Source organism: Ruminococcus sporogenes (assembly GCF_054655175.1).
Genome location: NZ_BAAHOA010000003.1, coordinates 394,716 through 410,882 on the forward strand (window position 1 = coordinate 394,716; position 16,167 = coordinate 410,882).

Annotated in this window: 15 protein-coding genes, 1 tRNA gene, 1 other RNA gene and 1 pseudogene; 16 read left to right on the forward strand and 2 right to left on the reverse strand. The window is 44.5% G+C overall.

Features of this window, described 5'->3' with window-relative positions; all coding sequences use genetic code 11:
- Window positions 1-21 precede the first annotated feature (21 nt).
- A complete protein-coding gene (gene dnaX / locus ACYQ0N_RS12095) occupies window positions 22-1,593 on the reverse strand; it encodes a DNA polymerase III subunit gamma/tau (RefSeq protein WP_460162800.1) in 1,572 nt (523 codons plus the stop codon).
- Window positions 1,594-1,665: 72 nt separating this feature from the next.
- Window positions 1,666-1,764: signal recognition particle sRNA small type (gene ffs, locus ACYQ0N_RS12100), an RNA gene on the reverse strand.
- Window positions 1,765-2,308: 544 nt separating this feature from the next.
- Between ffs and ACYQ0N_RS12105 the strand changes: the two genes are divergently transcribed.
- The 16 genes and pseudogenes from ACYQ0N_RS12105 (at window position 2,309) to ACYQ0N_RS12180 (ending at window position 16,162) form a co-directional block, all read left to right on the forward strand.
- Window positions 2,309-2,395 (forward strand) — tRNA-Leu (locus ACYQ0N_RS12105).
- Window positions 2,396-2,748: 353 nt separating this feature from the next.
- The gene (locus ACYQ0N_RS12110) at window positions 2,749-3,381 is read left to right on the forward strand and encodes a DUF6329 domain-containing protein (RefSeq protein WP_460162801.1); all 633 of its coding nucleotides are present in this window, start codon (window positions 2,749-2,751) and stop codon (window positions 3,379-3,381) included.
- Window positions 3,382-3,420: 39 nt separating this feature from the next.
- The gene (locus tag ACYQ0N_RS12115; protein WP_460162802.1) at window positions 3,421-4,446 is read left to right on the forward strand and encodes an amidoligase family protein; all 1,026 of its coding nucleotides are present in this window, start codon (window positions 3,421-3,423) and stop codon (window positions 4,444-4,446) included.
- A 12-nt stretch (window positions 4,447-4,458) separates the two neighbouring features.
- Entirely contained in the window at window positions 4,459-4,935 is a 477-nt protein-coding gene (locus ACYQ0N_RS12120) for a gamma-glutamylcyclotransferase family protein (RefSeq protein WP_460162803.1), read from the forward strand.
- Window positions 4,936-4,937: 2 nt separating this feature from the next.
- Window positions 4,938-5,198, forward strand: a complete 261-nt coding sequence (locus ACYQ0N_RS12125) for a hypothetical protein (RefSeq protein WP_460162804.1) — start codon at window positions 4,938-4,940, stop codon at window positions 5,196-5,198.
- A gap of 48 nt (window positions 5,199-5,246) precedes the next feature.
- A complete protein-coding gene (locus tag ACYQ0N_RS12130) occupies window positions 5,247-5,522 on the forward strand; it encodes a DUF4314 domain-containing protein (RefSeq protein WP_460162805.1) in 276 nt (91 codons plus the stop codon).
- 93 nt (window positions 5,523-5,615) lie between these two features.
- A complete protein-coding gene (dcm, locus tag ACYQ0N_RS12135) occupies window positions 5,616-6,941 on the forward strand; it encodes a DNA (cytosine-5-)-methyltransferase (RefSeq protein ID WP_460162806.1) in 1,326 nt (441 codons plus the stop codon).
- Complete coding sequence (locus ACYQ0N_RS12140; RefSeq protein WP_460162807.1) at window positions 6,934-7,701, forward strand: phage antirepressor; 768 nt, start codon at window positions 6,934-6,936, stop codon at window positions 7,699-7,701. Before dcm ends, ACYQ0N_RS12140 begins: the two co-directional genes overlap by 8 nt.
- A pseudogene (locus tag ACYQ0N_RS12145) lies at window positions 7,701-8,030 on the forward strand (hypothetical protein); the annotation flags it as partial. The gene ACYQ0N_RS12140 and the pseudogene ACYQ0N_RS12145, both read left to right, overlap by 1 nt.
- Window positions 8,031-8,163: 133 nt before the next feature.
- Complete coding sequence (locus ACYQ0N_RS12150; protein ID WP_460162808.1) at window positions 8,164-9,036, forward strand: LPD28 domain-containing protein; 873 nt, start codon at window positions 8,164-8,166, stop codon at window positions 9,034-9,036.
- Window positions 9,036-9,176, forward strand: a complete 141-nt coding sequence (locus ACYQ0N_RS12155) for a DUF3789 domain-containing protein (RefSeq protein WP_124100690.1) — start codon at window positions 9,036-9,038, stop codon at window positions 9,174-9,176. The genes ACYQ0N_RS12150 and ACYQ0N_RS12155 overlap by 1 nt, the downstream gene beginning before the upstream one ends.
- Before the next feature lie 183 nt (window positions 9,177-9,359).
- Window positions 9,360-10,214, forward strand: a complete 855-nt coding sequence (locus tag ACYQ0N_RS12160; protein ID WP_460162935.1) for a DNA adenine methylase — start codon at window positions 9,360-9,362, stop codon at window positions 10,212-10,214.
- Complete coding sequence (locus ACYQ0N_RS12165) at window positions 10,180-10,431, forward strand: hypothetical protein (protein ID WP_460162809.1); 252 nt, start codon at window positions 10,180-10,182, stop codon at window positions 10,429-10,431. Before ACYQ0N_RS12160 ends, ACYQ0N_RS12165 begins: the two co-directional genes overlap by 35 nt.
- 18 nt (window positions 10,432-10,449) lie before the next feature.
- The gene (locus ACYQ0N_RS12170) at window positions 10,450-11,145 is read left to right on the forward strand and encodes a DUF3846 domain-containing protein (protein WP_460162810.1); all 696 of its coding nucleotides are present in this window, start codon (window positions 10,450-10,452) and stop codon (window positions 11,143-11,145) included.
- Window positions 11,146-11,333: 188 nt separating this feature from the next.
- Window positions 11,334-12,143 (forward strand): hypothetical protein, encoded by an 810-nt coding sequence (locus ACYQ0N_RS12175; protein ID WP_460162811.1) that lies wholly within the window; start codon window positions 11,334-11,336, stop codon window positions 12,141-12,143.
- Between the two features lie 74 nt (window positions 12,144-12,217).
- Complete coding sequence (locus ACYQ0N_RS12180; RefSeq protein ID WP_460162812.1) at window positions 12,218-16,162, forward strand: SpaA isopeptide-forming pilin-related protein; 3,945 nt, start codon at window positions 12,218-12,220, stop codon at window positions 16,160-16,162.
- Window positions 16,163-16,167 lie beyond the last annotated feature (5 nt).

Genomic DNA, 16,167 nt, shown 5'->3' on the forward strand with positions numbered 1-16,167 from the left:
ATTCAAAAGGCTGCCTTAACTTTATTCAACAGCGGTTTCAATGCCGCTGTTTATAGCTTTTTCTACCAGCTCGTCAGCCTTTTTCTGTTCATTCTGCGCTGCCGAGCATCTTGCCTTGATAATATACGGCTTACCCATAACTGTCTGGATTGCCCTGTCAAGCTGAAGCGCATTATCCTTTACTTTAAACAGCTTAAGGAAAAATTTATTTTTTGCGTCAATCAGCATGATATTTTTATACACATAAGCCATAGAACCGGTAAGCGTTCCCGAAACCGAAGGGCATATGCGCATAAATTCCTCTAAAACGTCGGACCATTCCGCAAGCTGCTTAAAATCCGACAGCTTAGGACTTGCTTCGGAATTTACCGGAGCGGCATTGCTTTGCAATTCTCTGTCCGCATTGGCAGCCGATATTTCATTAGGTTTATTTGAACTGTTATCCGACTGTTTTATTTTATCATAAATTTGAGTATTGTCAAGTGTTTTTTGTGAAATCTGTCTTGCACACAGCTTTATAAGACACATTTCTATTTCAACGCGCTTATTTAACGATCTTCCTATTTTTTCATTACAATCCTGTAAAATATTAAGCTTGCTTAATATCTCCTGCAAATCCATTTTTGCCGCGATTTCAGTCAGCCTTTGGATTTCGTCAGGCATACAGGCAAGCAGTTCCGAGCGTTCGGGACATACCTTAATAAGCATTAAATTACGGAATTGCTCCGTCAATTCAACGCAAAGCTTTTGCATATCCTTTGATAAACTGTAAAGATTGTCCGCAACCGCAAGAGCGTTTCCTGGATTTTTTTCAGCGGAAGCGTTTATTATTTCAAATAAATGCTCCCGACCGGCAATTCCGGCAGCGGCAGAAACCGTATCGGAATCTATATTGCTTGAAAACGCCGCGCACTGATCCAAAAGCGATAAGGCGTCTCTCATACCGCCGTCCGAAAGCTTTGCAATAAAACGCGCCGCTTTTTCATCAAGAGATATATTTTCCTGATCGGCAATATATAAAAGACGTTTGGTTATATCGTCCGGAAGTATACGTCTGAAATCAAAACGCTGGCACCGAGATGAAATCGTGGCCGGAACCTTATGCACCTCGGTTGTCGCCAGAATAAATTTTACATACTCCGGAGGCTCCTCCATTATTTTGAGAAGCGCATTAAAAGCGTTGGGAGTAAGCATATGGACTTCGTCGATTATATATACTTTATATCTGCATCTTTCAGGCGTGTAGGCGGCGCCGTCTCGAAGGCCGCGTATATCGTCAACGCCGTTATTTGACGCCGCGTCAATTTCTATAATATCAGAAAGAGCAAAATTATCCGCGTCATGGCAGACGCTGCATTCGAGGCAGGGATTTCCGTCTGATTCGTCGAGACAGTTTACAGCCTTAGCAAAGATTCGTGCGCATGTTGTTTTTCCTGTGCCTCGGGATCCTGTAAACAAATACGCATGAGCCGTTCTGCCGCTTTTGATTTGATTTTTTAAAGTGGTTGTTATATGCGGCTGTGAAATAACGTCGTCAAAGGACAGCGGCCGCCATTTTCTGTATAAAGCCTTGTAAATAACGGTCACCTCCATATGAATCTCGCTATTTTCGGCAATGTAATTATTTTATAAAAAAATTTTTTATATAAAAATTTCCGGAACATAGGTGTGCAGGCTGACTGCGGCACACAAAACGATCCGCTTAATGCTGCTCGGTTCCCCGCCTGACATGGTTCACGGTGTTTCATTGCACAGGGCCCGCACACCTATATTCCGGAATAATTTAATTCCTATTAAGTATCTTCATTATTATATCATATTTAAAAATAAATTTCAAGTGTTTTACAGGATTTTTATAGATTTTCTTGAAGAATACTTTCAGCTTTATTGTAAAGTTAACCGTGAACGCATATTAATTATTATCCGAACCGACGTTTGAAATATTCATTAGCTCTGTAAGAGAAAGGGCTGTTTTATTGTTTTTTTGATTATAAAACATGCTGTAGCCTTAGTTTTTACTCTACCTGCTATTTACCTTTAACTTAATCGTATCAGTATAATCCTTTTATTGGAATCACAGTATGAAAAACCGTAATTATGTGATAAATATAATTGAGTTGTCAAAATGGAAATCGCTAAGCACATTGCTATTGAATATTCTCATTTACCCCCAAAAAGTAAATGCTGTTGCCGTGAAAAAAATGCTTGACAATTTATCGTAAGTATGATATAATAATTTACATTGATTATAAGGTGATTTTATATTTTTGAATTTGAGCCGAGTAAAAATTTCAGATTCATAATATATGCGGATATGGCGGAATAGGCAGACGCGCTGGCTTCAGGTGCCAGTCGGGGAAACTCGGTGCAGGTTCAACTCCTGTTATCCGCACCATATAGCACTGACAAAATAGATGAAAGTGCCAAAAAGCCCGTAGCTACGGGCTTTTTTGATACCCAAACGGCGAAAAAAAGAAGTTAAAAACCATAGATGAAAAAAGCCGAAAAACACCGGCTGACGGGATTCGAACTCCCGACATTTAAATAATTCAGAATATAAAGGCATATTTGAGAAAAATAATCTCAGATATGCTCTTTGTATATATAAAAATAGTATACAAATTTTCAAGGACCGTTTTGTCTGATATCACGAAAGTGATGTTAAACAAAGCGGTCTTTTTTATGCCCTGAAGGAGGCGACAGCAAAAGGCATATAGAAACCGCAAATAAATATTACGGAGGGATAAAATGAAAAAGTTAAGTTTTAACAGTACGCTCAATCACAAGAGGGACGGTTACAATACCTATGAGGTAAGTGTGGAAAAGGTCATAACTCTTTGCGGCGATGAATTTTCAAAGCTGAAAAACTTCACCCTTGACGATAACCGTTACATTGCCCGGTATCATAAACTGATGTGCATTGACAGCGAAAATGTTGCACACTGTCTGCTTTTTGTTGACAGCAAAAGCGGCGACGGCATGCTTGTCGAGTCTGAGGGTGCAGGTTATGCCCGAAAGTCGCAGTTCATTCCCAATGCAAGAGCATTGATCGAAAACAACGAGATGACCGAAGCTGAAAGGAGAATACACGAAAGGCTTAAGGAGATTACAAAAGGTATAGCCGTGAAAGCGCATTGCGGAAATAAGCGCGTCTGTTTTGAGGATGTTCTCAACGAAGAAACTATGGACGAGATCAAAACGGCTTTCATTCAGGCGGTTGGTGAAATGCTTGAACAGCGTGAAGATATCCGTTCTGTACAGATCAATGAACTTGATATTCCTTTTCAATCGGAAATAGAGGTAGAAGCTAAGCCGCTGCATACGGAAGAGGAAATGGAAATCAGCCGGAATGAAGAACCAGAAATGAATCTTAAAATGTAAAGGGAAAGCGGCCTTTTTGCGGATAAGGGAGGTGAAAATTTGTCAGGAAACTTTGACGGTATCAAAAGACGGAATTTCGGAATCGAAATAGAAATGACGGGACTGACCAGATGTCAGGCAGCAAAAGCGGCGGCAAAGACGCTCGGCGGACAGATATCCCATAACGGAGGGTATTACGATAAATATTCCGTAAGCGACAGCAAGGGCAGAAGCTGGTCGTTCGTATCGGATTCCAGTATTATCTGCAAAAACCGAAACGGCGAGGCGGCTTCCAGAGCCTACAGCGTGGAGCTGAATTCTCCTGTGCTGGAGTATGATGATATACCTCTGCTGCAGGAGGTGATTAGGGCTCTGCGGCATGCCGGAGGAATTACCGGACCCGCATATCAATGCGGAACGCATATCCATATCTCAGCGGACGATTACACACCCCGGCAGCTTAGAAATCTTGTAAATATCTTCTCAAGCAAGGAAGATTACCTGTGGGAAGCATTGCAGGTCTCGTCAGCCCGCGAGTGGTACTGCAAGAAAATCGACAGAAGTTTTGTGGAAAAACTAAATAAACGAAAGCCGGATACGATAGAAGAAATAAAAATGCTGTGGTATAACGGAAATATGTCGGAGGAGCATACCCATTACTCAGAAACAAGATACAGAGCGCTTAATCTTCATAGCTACTTTCAGCACGGTCATTATGAGATCAGATGCTGCAACGCAAGCCTTCATGCCGGAGAGATCAGAAGCCAGATAGTCCTGGCTCTGGCAATAAGCAACGCGGCGGTTACAAGAAAGTTCTGCTCCCCTAAAGTAAGCGGCAGCGACAATATGCGTTACAGCTTTCGGGTATGGCTTCTGAATCTCGGACTCATAGGAGACGAATTCAAAAACTGCCGCGCTCACCTGTTAAAACGCCTTGCCGGAGATATAGCGTGGAGGCATCCGGAGGACGGTATAGCCGCAAGGGAAAGGCTTCGTCAGAAGCGTAGCGCTGAAAATGAGCAGAGCTGTGATGAAGAACCGGAGCAGTCGGAAAGCGAAGGCGAGGAATTTGAAATTGCAATGTAGAAAGGAGCTCTTATGGAACAAAAACAATTGTATATAGCCTACGGTTCAAATATCAATCCTGAACAGATGGCGTATAGATGTCCCAATTCCAAAGCTGTGGGAACATCAGTGATCAAGGATCATGAATTGGAATTCAGAAGTTACGCCACTATCGTTCCGAAAAAAGGCTCAAGCGTTCCCGTTGTGATCTGGGAGCTTGAAGAAAGCGATATTACCGCTCTGAACCGATACGAAGGCTATCCCCGGCAGTACAGACAGGAAAAAATGACGTTTGAGCTTGGCGGCAAAAAATACGAGGGCATGGCGTATCTTATGAATAGCGGAGAGATATCTCCTCCTGCCCGGCAGTATTACGATATTATCCTGCAGGGCTACAGAGAATACGGTCTTGACGAAAGCTGTTTGCAGACCGCTCTGGAAAACTCGATTCAGCATGAAATTGACGAGAATTTGAACGATGACTTTCAGATGACTATAGGAGGCGGCTGAATATGCAGTATAAGGACTATTATGTAAAAATAACCCCCGGCCAAAGCCTGATAAGGGAAGCTGAAAACGGTACGGACATTATGTGCGAAGGGTTCAGGATCGAGGTTTTCACAGACGGATCGGAAAAAGAAAAGCTGGACGAATTTTCTGCGGCTGTGAATTATGAGCTGCTTGAAAACAGTATGCGGGAGGCGGAGCAGTTTGCAAAGGACTGTATTGAATGCGGTATGAAGGAATATTACAGAAATATTGAAGGGTCGTGATATCAATGGGCTAATATACTATAAAAAAAGAAACTATACGGAGGAAATATGATGATATATGATCAGAACAAGGTTGAAATACTCAGACAGAGATACCCTGAAGGCACAAGAATCTGCCTTGACAGCATGGAAAACGATCCGCACCCGATCCCGTCAGGCGCTGTGGGAACGGTAAAAGCAGTGGATGACGCGGGTAATATTCTAATGAAATGGGATAACGGACGTTCCCTTTCGCTGATACCCGGCGAGGACTGTTTTCATAAAATTCAGCAGGAGGAAACGGAGAGTCTGTCCGAGGAAGCCGAAATGGATATGTCAATGTAGGAAGCCGGAATAAACCTGTCAATATGAAAGGGGGCGTTTGAGATGAGGACCGCAGAACCATATAAGCCAAAACCAATAGAGCATTAAGCCGTTATGAGAGATCATAGCGGTTTTTTTATTGCCCTTAACAGAAAGGAAAATAACATAATAAGAGTATTTGACGTATTTTCAGGGATCGGAGGATTCCGTTCAGGACTTGAGAAAGCGGGAGGCTTTGAGATCATAGGCTGGTGCGAGATCGACAAGTACGCTAAAAAAGCATATGAAACAATGTATGACACGGAAAACGAGGTGTATTATGACGACGCAAGAACGATCAACCCAAATGAATTACTCGATTTCGACCTTATTTGCGCAGGCTTCCCTTGCCAGAGCTTTTCAATCGCTGGAAAACGGGGAGGATTTAACGACGCGAGAGGAACGCTGTTCTTTGAAATTGCCAGAATCGCTGCCGTTAAAAAACCTAAATATCTGCTGCTTGAAAACGTACCCGGATTGTTATCGCATGACGGCGGCAGGACGTTTGCGGTCATCCTCGGTACGCTGGATGAACTGGGGTACGATGTCGCATGGCAGGTGCTTAACAGCGCAAATTTTGGAGTCGCCCAATCCCGAAAGAGAGTGTTCATTATCGGATTTCTTAGAGAAAAACGCTCCGGAAAAGTATTGTCTTTCACCGAAGCAAATCCAAAAACTCTTGTACAGCGCATACCTGGACGGGAGGGCTGCCGAGTCTACTCCACCGACGGACTGAGCATAACGCTGACAAGTCAGGCGGGAGGCTTCGGCGGAAAAACGGGACTTTATGAAATCTTAGGGCTTCCCATAAAGGTAAAGACCAAGTCGGGATATCAGACAGCGTTGCCGGGCGACAGCATAGACCTTGCATATCCGAATCTTAATTCAAGGCGCGGAAGGGTCGGGAAAGATATGGCTCATACGATAACAACAAGCTGTAATCAGGGGTATTACGCTATGTGCATAGATATGAATCCCGATCCTAAGGTGACGGAGCTTGCCAGATGCATAACCACACGTCAGGACAGCGGAATAGACAGCCATAAAGGAGAAAAATCCGGAGTTATCGTTATGGAAGAACCGAGAGCAATATTGAATTCCTTTAAGCCGCGTACAAGGCAGCTAGGCAGACGGGTAAAAGAATCTAACGAACCGATGTTCACGCTTACTGTGACAGACAGGCACGGCGTAATTTACAACGGACTTATCCGCAGGCTCATGCCGATAGAATGCTGGCGTTTGCAGGGGTTTACGGACGAGCAGTTCAATAAAGTCAAAGCAGCCGGAATGTCCGACGCGCAGCTCTACAAGCAGGCGGGAAACGCCGTGTCCGTACCTGTAGCGGAAGCGATAGCAAGGAATATATTAGAGCTTGAAAAGGAGGATGAGAAACATGAATAATATGATCAGGATTTTTGAGAACGAGGAATTTGGTCAGATAAGAACGCTGACCGATGAAAATGGAAGGACCTTATTCTGCGGAACAGACGTTGCAAAAGCTTTGGGCTATCGCTCGCCGAAAGACGCGGTTTCGGCACATTGCAAGGGGGCGGTAAAACGCCGCCTCCTTACCAATGGCGGCAGTCAGAATATAAAATTCATTCCGGAGGGTGACGTTTACAGGCTTGCGGCACACAGCAGACTTCCGAGAGCGGCGGAATTTGAGGCGTGGATTTTTGACGGGGTACTTCCGACCCTCCGCAGAACAGGCGGCTATGTGGGTAATGCGGATATGTTCGTGGACAATTATCTGTCTTTTTGTGAAGAACCGGTAAAGGAGCTTTTCAAGCTTCAGTTCCGCTGTATTGATCAGCTCAACGAGCGTATCCGGCATGACAAACCGCTGGTGGAGTTTGCGAATCAGGTTTCAAACACCGATAATCTCATCGATATGAACGAAATGGCAAAGCTTGCGAGAGCAGAAAGCGCCCCCGTCGGCAGAAACAGACTGTACGCCGTTCTCAGAGGAATGGGTATCCTTATGACCGACAATCTCCCCTATCAGAAATATATAGACAGAGGATATTTTAAAGTGAAGGAGTCGGTTTTTAAAACCTCCGCAATGACAAAAACCTATCGGCAGACCTATGTCACAGGCAAGGGTCAGTTGTTTGTCATAGGTCTGCTGAAAAAATATTATGGGAAGGAGTTTTTGCATTAATGGAAATCAAGAGCGTATCTTTGCATGATCTGAGAAAAATGAACGACAGCGAGGGGCTTGTTCTGCAGGGCTGCGGCGGCGACCTGAAAGAATGGGTCGACGGCATAAACGATATGTTAACGGAAAGCGGAATATTGCAGAATGAAAGTCGATTTGAAAAGGTATATAGCTTTAATAACGTAAATCTTACCTGTCTGCTGTTTCCGTTTGACGACGTTCAGCTTAATGTCGGCAGGCTTGCAATGTGGAGATTGCAGACTCACGAGCAGTTCGGCGGCACATGGCTTTCCGATTATGTTCCTAACAGGCTTGGCGGCTTTGTTTCAGAAAATGAACAAACCGAAGATTTCAAAATGGAGATGATGTAATGGCGTATTTATTTACAGAAATGCTGACAGGCGGTGTTTTAGGAACAACAGCCGTGCCGCTAAGTGAAAAACAAAAGCGGAAAGGAGAAAGCGAATGCCAAATCATGTGACAAACGTAATCAAATTAAACGGAGACAGAAAGCAGATTAGTGAGCTTTTGGAGCAAATCCAAAACGATGAGCACGGGCTTGGAACTATTGATTTTGAGAAGATAATTCCTATGTCTGAAAATATCTACCGCGTCAATCTCGGTCGGGAGGAAACGAATCTCTACGGCAAAAACAACTGGTACGACTGGTGTATATCGAACTGGGGTACGAAGTGGTCAGCCTATGGCTATGAGAAAGACTGTGATTACTCAAACGCCGAAGAACTGCGCTTCTTGACCGCCTGGGCAGCGCCTCATCCTGTCATTCAGCGACTATCGGAAATGTTTCCCGAAATCAAAATTATTCATGAATGGGCTGACGAGGACATCGGCATGAACTGCGGCAGATACGCGTATTACGACGGAGAACGCTATGAAGAATACTATGCCGAAAATGAAAAGGAACGGCTTGAATTCGCGGCGAGGGTTATGGACGTTGATCTTGAGGATTACGGACTTTTCCTCAACGCTTCTGAAACAGGATACGTCAATATCGGGAGCGCCGACGAATATGAGCGTATAGAATTATTCGGACAGACCGCGCTGTTTACCAACGACAGAATAACAGACGCGGATATTCCCAAAGGAACGTATTGCTACGATTTAAGGCTGTCAGACGATGGAGAGCGTTTCTGTTCCATTGAAAAAAGGGTCGCGGTAAATCGCGGCGGTTCGGTCGTAACCAAAGAGCCGCTTGATCTGGGAGAAAAGGGATTCATACCTCTGACCGAGGATACGGAGCCGAACTTTATGGGCGAAATCGTTACGTTCGCCGATTTTATCGAACAAACTCAAGAGCTTGGAATGGAGATGAAATAATGCTGAATTTATTCATAGGTCTGGCGATAGGAGGAACAGCGGGACTTACTGTCGGATGCCTTCTGGTATCGGCAAAAAACGCCGACAGAGAAATCGAAAGACTTAACAAAGAATTAAATAACCTTAAAAATGACATTTGATTTTTAAATCAAAACAAAAGGCGCGGATTGAAAAGTATGCGATAATAAAGCTATAGCGCAAATTGCGCCGTCCGCGCGAGGACAAGTCGTTTTGCCAATGACAGAAAAGATTCTGTAATCGGCAAAACGGCTTAACTTCTGTCATTGGCTTTAACGGCGGATAGGAGTAAAATGGACAGTTTCATGTCGTGGGTAGGCGGCAAAAAAGCGCTGAGGGACGAGATTCTCTCAAGGTTTCCGCTTTACTATGAGAAATATATCGAGGTTTTCGGAGGGGCAGGCTGGGTACTGTTTCATAAACCGCCGGGCATGGATTTCGAGGTCTGGAACGACTATAACTCAAACCTTGCAAATCTGTACCGCTGCGTCAGGGATAAACCGAATAAGCTCAAATACAAGCTCAGGTACGTCCTTAATTCCCGCGAGGACTTTAATTGGATCTCGGCTCTTCATAAGAAAGGACTGTTCGGCAGATTCCGTGACGTTGACAGGGCGGCTAAGTTCTATCAGCTGATACGGTACAGCTATGCAAGCGGTCTTGACAGCTTCGGCAGTCAGCCTCATTCCATGTGGGCGGATTTTCCGCAGATAGATATGGCGGCGAGAAGATTGCAGAAGGTTGTGATCGAGAATAAGGATTTTGAAGGGCTGATAAGGCATTACGACCGCCCCGTCAGCTTTTTTTACTGCGATCCCCCGTACTTTTCCACGGAGAACTACTACAAGGACGTCGGCTTTAAAAAGGAGGATCATATCAGGCTCAGAGATACGCTTCTGAAAATCAAGGGAAAGTTTTTGGTATCGTACAACGACTGCCCTGAAATCAGGAAGCTGTGGAACGGACCGGGCATATATATTGAGGAAATATCAAGACTTAACAATCTTGCCCAGAGGTATGAAGGCGGCTGTATGTACAGCGAGCTGTTTATCTCAAACTACAGGCAAACGGAAAGAAACGCGCTTCAGCTTTCAATGTTTGACGAAAATACGGGAGGTATTTTAAATGAGAAAAATATTAATGACGCAGGCGATGACTGAAAACGGAATATCCAGATTTGACGGTCTCTATGATGAGAATGGATTTCCCGTGACGGCGGAGCTTGAAAAGAATGAGGACGGAGTCGTTTTCACCCTGCTTCACAAAGAGCTTACGGAGGCGGAAAAGCAGGCGGTCTGCGATGAATACGACGACTGCGCCGGCTGTCCCATCCGCGGTATATGCGCGGAGGACTTAGGCACAGACAATTTGTTTTAAAGAAAGGACAGATAAATTATGAAAATCAGGATATTTCAGATAGACCATGAAAAGGACGAAAACAAGCTTGCGTTTATGAATTACGATCATGCGCAGTCCCGCGGCGGCGTGAACCCGTCTATATACCGTCAGGTTTACGGCGGTACAGTAACCTGCGGAAATCTTGAAGAAGTCTTTGCGCTTTGCAATTCGGATAAATTGCCTCCCGGCTACTGCGGAGAAGCAATGTCGGTAAGTAATGTGATAGAGGTCTGCGGCGGAAAGGACAAGGGCTTTTACTTCTGCGACAGCGTGGGCTTCAGACCGATAGATTTTGATATTTCGCAGACAAACCATAAGGATATGATGAGGATACTCATAGTCGAGGTCGGAAAAGCGCCCTATGAGACGGAAATCATTCACAGTATTCATGCAATGCAGTCGGTGGTCGGAGGTCTTATTGAACCGATATATTTCGAGCCTGACAACGACGCGGTCGCATGGTGCAACGAAGAATTTCTGCTCTATGATTATGAACCCAACAGAGTCATAGGCGGAGTCCTTGTTCATGGTACGGTATATATTTCAGGCAATACATTCACAAAAGACGGCTGGGACAGCTGTTCTCTGACTGACGGGCAGATCAGTAAATATTCAGAGATGTTTGCACTGTCTGCGTTAAATCCAGAAGAAGAAATATCCCAGCAGAACGACGGATTAATAATTATTATGTAAAGATATTGACAAATGCCAAAAATCGTGGTATTTTTTAAATGTAAGCTTTTATTGGTTATGCTGTAAAAACCCTTGCTCGGTTTGTCTGACAGGTAGAATTTTTCCGTAAACGGTAGATATCCGCGCAGCAGTGTGGTATGCTGGAATTAACAGCGGAGGCTGAAATATATACACGGGGTGTGACAATTATGAAAAGGACATTGGCGGTATTGATAATATGCGGACTTATGCTGTCAGGCTGCGGAAAAACAGAATCGGACGGAACTGAGCTTCGGGCGGGAAAAACCGAATCGGCTTCGGCTGCCTCAACGGTAACGACTACGCCCGTATCAACGGCTTCTTCCGTTAAGACGACCGCTGTAAAAACAACATCCAAAACATCAGCAAAAACAACGGTAAAAACCACGTCTGAAAGTACGGCGAAAAGTACGGAAAAGAAAAGCGGTACCAAAAAGAGCAGCAAGAAGGCCGACGTAACTACCCAAGCGCCGCAGTACGGTAACGAACAGGATAATAACGGCAATTATCAAACGGGAGGAAATAACGGCGGTCAAACTCAGCCGCAAAGTCAGAATACGACAGCTTCGCAGAAAACCGAGAAGCCAAGTCAAACTCAGAAAAAAACCACAACTGCAAAGAAAACAGAAAAGCCAAAGCCGACAGAAGCTCCTGAGCCTGAGCCGCAGGGACTTTCACAGGCAGATATATCAGAGATAAACGAATATATCAAACAGGCTGCTAAGTCTTACGGTATGGCAGGAACTAATATATTAAGCGGATACGTTGATGTATGGAGTGAATATTCATTTAATCCTCCGATTAGCACCGCTATATGCAGCTCGGTATCTTCAATAAAAAACAGCATTGACCATGATATCAAAGCAATATATGATGAATGGGCTGGCGATATGTCACAGGAAGAAATTTCTCAGTATCTCTATTTAAATGTTTATTGGGAAAAGGACGGAGATAAATATTGGATATATTTAATGTGGTAAAATGAAATAAAATAAGCGTAAAGACCGATGGTAAAAACATCGGTCTTTTTCATGTTTAAGAAAGGAAATCGTATATGAAGAATGTATTGAAAAAAGGAATATCGATTTTATCGGTAATCGCGATCATATTGACCATGCTTCCCGCGGCGTTCACAGCGTTTGCGGCGGAAACAAAAGTGCAGATAGAAAACGCCGACGCGCTTGCTACAAAAAAGGATATAACCATAGGCGAAGGATATACGGTCCGCGCCGAAGATTACTGGTGTATGATACACACAGCCGACAGCATGAGGGCTGTATACTGCCTTGAACCGGGCAAATCTGTTGCAAGCGGAGATGGATATACCGAAGATGAAACAAATAAATATTTGGAAAGCGTATCAAATAAAGAGCTTGATTCAAATGATATACGAAGCTTGATAGGCAGAGTTTTTCTTTATGCATATACAGGTAAACTTGATACGTTAGAATCATATTACCGTTACACGGCAACACAGTTACTTGTATGGGAAACGCTGGTAGGTCAGAGAGATATAAATTTCAATAGAGTTGATAACGGCTATACCTCTGTTGAAAAGCTTCTTGATAATTTTCAAAGCGACTATGCCGCTCAGATAGTAAGCGGTTACTATTACGAGTATGAAGCCGATATCAAAGAACATTCAAAATCCATATCGTTCGCAAAAAGTACGACCTCCTCTGCCAAGAAAAATGCAGTGCAGGCAAACAGCGACGGAACATATACTTTTACCGATAAAAACAATGTTCTATCAGACTTTGACGCGGCAGTCACAGACGGCTCCGTTATATCAAAATCGGGAAACGCTTTAAAAATAAAGGCGGACAGCGGAAAGACCGCTGTGGTTACTCTGACTCAGAACAACGTTAAGGAATCGGGAGAGCTGACCGGATTCCTGACGCTTACAAGCGATTCAAAGCAGACGTTAGCGGAGCTAAAAGCCGATCCGAGAAAATACTACGCGGCGGTCAAGGGCGTAGAAAACGGAACGCTTGAAATTATCAAGACCTCCGAGGACGGTATAGTAGCGGATATTGAATTTATCGTCTTAGGAAACGGAAAAACGTATAAGGTAAAAACGGACAGGAACGGTAAAATAAATATACCCGATCTTGCTGCGGGAGAATATACCGTAACCGAGGTCGTACCTGCCCGTTATGAAAAACAGCAGACGAAAAAGGTTACGGTTTCGGCGGGCAAAACAGCTTCCGTTTCGTTCTCCAATACGTTAAAGACAGGAGCTATAAAAATAAACAAGCAGTCGGAGGACGGAGAAAACGGCGGCAGAACCTTTACGATTTCCGGCGGCGGCAAAACCTATACTGTTACCACCAACGGCGAGGGTACGGCAGTTCTTTCCGATATTCCCGTATATGATAAGGATAATAAAAAGATCGCTTACACCATTTCCGAGAAAAACGTACCCGTTAAATATGTTGTTCCCGCGGACCAGACAGCGACCTTGACAGCCGACGCGACAGTTTCAAAAACATTTAAAAACGCTCTTAAGAAATTTACCGCCGAGGTAATAAAAAAGGATTCCGAGAACGGCGATCCACAGGGCAATGCAAGCCTTGCGGGAGCGGTCTACGGACTGTACAGGGACGGAGAGCTGATCGATACCTACACTACCGACGAAAAGGGATATTTCAAAACAAGGGAATATGTCTGCGGAAATTATACGATTCAGGAAATAAGCCCGTCGGAGGGGTACAGGCTTGATCCGACTGTCTATTCAATCGGTGCAGAAGCTGAAAATTACACCATTGAAAGCAATCTGATTTCAGTAAATGTAACCGAAGATGTTATCAAAGGCAAAATCTCAATTATTAAGCACAGCGACGACGGAACGACGCAGATAGAAACTCCCGAAGCAGGAGCGGAATTCGAGGTTTACCTTAAATCGTCAGGAAGCTATGAAAGCGCAAAGGATTCTGAAAGAGATTATCTTGTATGCGATGAAAACGGCTGTGCAGCTACAAAAACGCTGCCCTACGGAACATATACGGTTCATCAGACCAAGGGCTGGGAAAACACAGAATGGATAGAGGATTTTGACGTAATTATCAGCGAAAACGAAAAGGAATATTTCTACCTTATCAACGACGCAGCGCTGACCTCCTACGTCAGGATCGTGAAAAAGGACGCTGAAACAGGCAATCTGATCCCCGTTTCGGGTATCGGCTTTAAGGTTTGGGACTGTAAAAATTCCCGTTATGTTGAACAGAAAATAAACTATCCGACGGAAATGATCCTTGACGTATTCTATACTGACGAAAGCGGAACGTTAACGCTCCCCAACGAGCTTGTATACGGAGATTACGAGCTTCATGAGGTGCAGACGGCGGAGGGATATTTTCTCGGCAGTGAAGCCGTTCCCTTTACGGTCGACGGTAAGGAAGAGGTTATAACGGTTGAAAAATTCAACAAGGCTCAAAAGGGAAAAATCAGCGTTCAGAAAACAGGAGATATTTTTGCAGGAGTGAATATCGCTTCGTCAGCTTATGCCGATGAAAACGGAAATGCTATAGAAAACCTTACGACCTACACTCCGGTATTTTCAGACGGAAAGCTTTCCGGCGCGGTATTTCAGATAATTGCAGGCGAGGACATAATAACGGCCGACGGAACGGTAAGAGCAAACGCAGGAGACATTGTAGCTGAAATCGCAACAGATGAAAACGGCTATGCTGAAACCGATCCGCTCTATCTCGGAAAGTATGAAATAAAGGAAATTCAGGCTCCCGACGGATATGTTCTTAACGGCGAATCGCAATTTATCGAGCTTACCTATGCGGGACAGGAAGTCGAGATAAGAGATACGGTAAACGCGGAATTTTTCAATGAATATCAGGGCGTAGAAATAACGCTTTCCAAGCTTATGGAACAGGACGGGCTGTTTAATATCGGCAATTCAGACGAGTATACAAACGTCCGCTTCGGACTGTTTGCCGCAGAGGCTCTGACCGCCGCCGACAGTACGGTTATTCCTGCCGACGGACTGATTTCTGAAATCAGCCTTGATGAGAATATGACCGCAAAATTTGACGTTCAGCTTCCGTTCGGAAAATATTACGTTCAGGAAATCGGCACAGACGAGCATTACGTCCTGAACGGTGAAAAATATCTTGTAACATTTGAATATCAGGGACAGGATATTCAGACGGTTTCAATCGACTGCGGAACATTTGAGAATCGCCTTAAGCGTGGAAAAATAGAAGGTATCAAGACAAACGAAAGCGGCGACCCTCTTGAAAACGCTCTGTTCGGCCTGTTTGCAATGGACTGCACAGAATTTACGGAAGAAAATGCGTTAATGACAGCCAAGTCGGACGACAAGGGCTGTTTTTCTTTTGCCGACATTCCCTTTGGCGAGTATGTTATCAGAGAACTTTCAGCGCCCGACGGATATATTTTAAGCGATGAAAGCTATACCGTAAATATCCGAGAGGACGAAGAAGTTATTGAAATTACCGTTGAAAACAAGCCTGTAACTGTGGAAATATCCAAGCGGGACGCGGACGGGAACGAGCTTAAAGGCGCGCAAATGCAGCTGCTGGATGATAAGGGAACAGTTGTGGACGAATGGACTTCCGACGGAACTAATCATATTGTCGCAAAGCTTTCCGCCGGAAAATATATTCTGAAAGAAACCGCCGCTCCGGAGGGATATACGCTGGCGACGGATATTTGCTTTGAAGTCCTTAATGACGGTACGGTCACGGTTGACGGCGCTGAAACGACCGCCGTATCTGAAAACGGCAATCCGCTGATCGTTATGATTGACGAGGCTGAACAGAAAGAGATACCGCAGGATACTCCTCATACCGGCGACAGCCGAAGCAATACCGCCGCATGGCTTATGATAGCCGGAGGACTGTCAGGTCTTTGCGCTCTGCTCGTAAGCTGTAAAATACGAAAAAGAAAAGAGCTTGAGAGAATACGGACGGAAGAAATAAGGAAAGCGTCGGAGTGTCCCGACTTTATTGACAAGGACTGAGCTTT